Origin of the sequence: Streptomyces sp. NPDC058964 (genome assembly GCF_042741275.1) — a bacterium.
Lineage (GTDB): Bacteria > Actinomycetota > Actinomycetes > Streptomycetales > Streptomycetaceae > Streptomyces.
This window is the reverse complement of record NZ_JBHYKH010000949.1, coordinates 1-1,533: the sequence shown is the minus strand read 5'-3', so window position 1 is coordinate 1,533 and position 1,533 is coordinate 1. Positions and strand designations below refer to the sequence as shown.

At 72.1% G+C, this 1,533-nt stretch carries 1 protein-coding gene; it reads left to right on the top strand.

All coding sequences use genetic code 11. From position 1 onward, the window contains the following. Window positions 1-129 precede the first annotated feature (129 nt). Window positions 130-1,533, top strand: a 1,404-nt coding sequence (locus tag ACFW2E_RS46685) for a polyketide synthase (RefSeq protein ID WP_384478213.1), incomplete at its 3' end; no start/stop codon positions are given.

Here is a 1,533-nt window from a genome sequence, read left to right as displayed (position 1 = left end):
CGTCAGATCGTCGCCGGCTAACTGAGCCTGCCGGAGCCGGACATCGACCGGCCCCTGGGCTACCAAGGCGTCACCTCGCTCGGCTACAACGTCCTCGCCGCGCGGATCAGCGAGCGGTACGGCGTCGTCGTGCACGCACACGACTTCTACCGTATGAACACCCTGCGCGTCGTCGCGGAGACCGTCGCGCGGCTCACGGACGGGCGCGCCCCCATGGGACGCGTGAGCGGGCCCCGGACGCCGCGGGGCGCCCGGCCGGCGGCTGCGCGGCGGACCGGCGACGGCAGCCGCCTGGCCATCGTCGGCCTCGCGGCGGTACTGCCCGGCGGCCCGGACCCCGACACGTTCTGGCAGACTCTGCTCGACGGAAGGGACTGCGTCCGGCCGGCCGACAGTGAGCGTCGGCTCCCCGGCGAGGTCGCCGGATTCCTCCCCGGGATCAGGGGGTTCGACGCCCGGTTCTTCTCCATCTCGCCCCGGGAGGCGAGCTGGATGGACCCGCGCCAGCGGCTGCTGCTGCAGTCCGTGTGGCACACGCTCGAGGACGCCGGGTACGCCCCCTCCGAGCTGAGCGGCTCACGCACCGGCTGCTACATGGCGGCCACCGGCAACGACTACGCGCTGCTCCAGGCCAGGGCCGGCGCGCGGCAGATCCCGTACTCCCTGGTGGGGCACTCCATGAGCCTCATCGCGAACCGCATCTCCTCCTGGTTCGACTGGCGAGGCCCCTCCACGGTCATCGACACCGCCTGCTCGGGCTCCCTGGTGGCGCTGGTCAAGGCGTGCCGCGACCTGCGCGCCGGGGTTTGCGACGCGGCCGTGGTCGGCGGCGTCAACCTCATCCTCGACTCCCAGATCAACGAGGGGCTCCACTCGGCGCGGTTCCTCTCCCCGGACCACCGGTGCGCGGCCTTCGACGCCTCGGCCAACGGCTATGTCCGCGGAGAGGGTTACGGAAGCTTCCTCGTCAAGCGCCTGGAGGACGCCCTCGCCGACGGCGACGACATCCGCGCGGTCGTGGAGAGCGTGGCGGAGAACCACGGCGGCCGCGCCAACTCGCTCACCGCCCCGAACCCCAACGCCCAGTACAGCCTCCTCCTGGACGCCTACACGCCCGAACTCGCCGCCCGCACCGGCTACATCGAGACCCACGGGACGGGCACGGTCCTGGGTGACGCGATCGAGATCGACGCGCTGAAGCGGGCCTGGGAGCAGCTGGTGCCGGGGGCCGCGGGACGCCGTGTGCGACTCGGCGCGGTCAAGTCCCACATCGGGCACCTGGAACCCGCCGCCGGAGTCGCCTCCGTGACCAAGGTGATCAAGGCCTTCGAACACCGGACCCTCCCGGGCAACCTGCACTTCCAGGAACTCAACCCCGGCATCACGCTGGAGGGCACTCCCTTCGAGGTGGTGGACAAGACCGGCCCCTGGGACGACGACGGCGAACTCGTCGCCGGGATCAGCTCCTTCGGCTTCGGCGGCACCAACGCGCACGTCGTGCTCTCAGCGCCGCCGACGCCCCCCGTCCGGCGC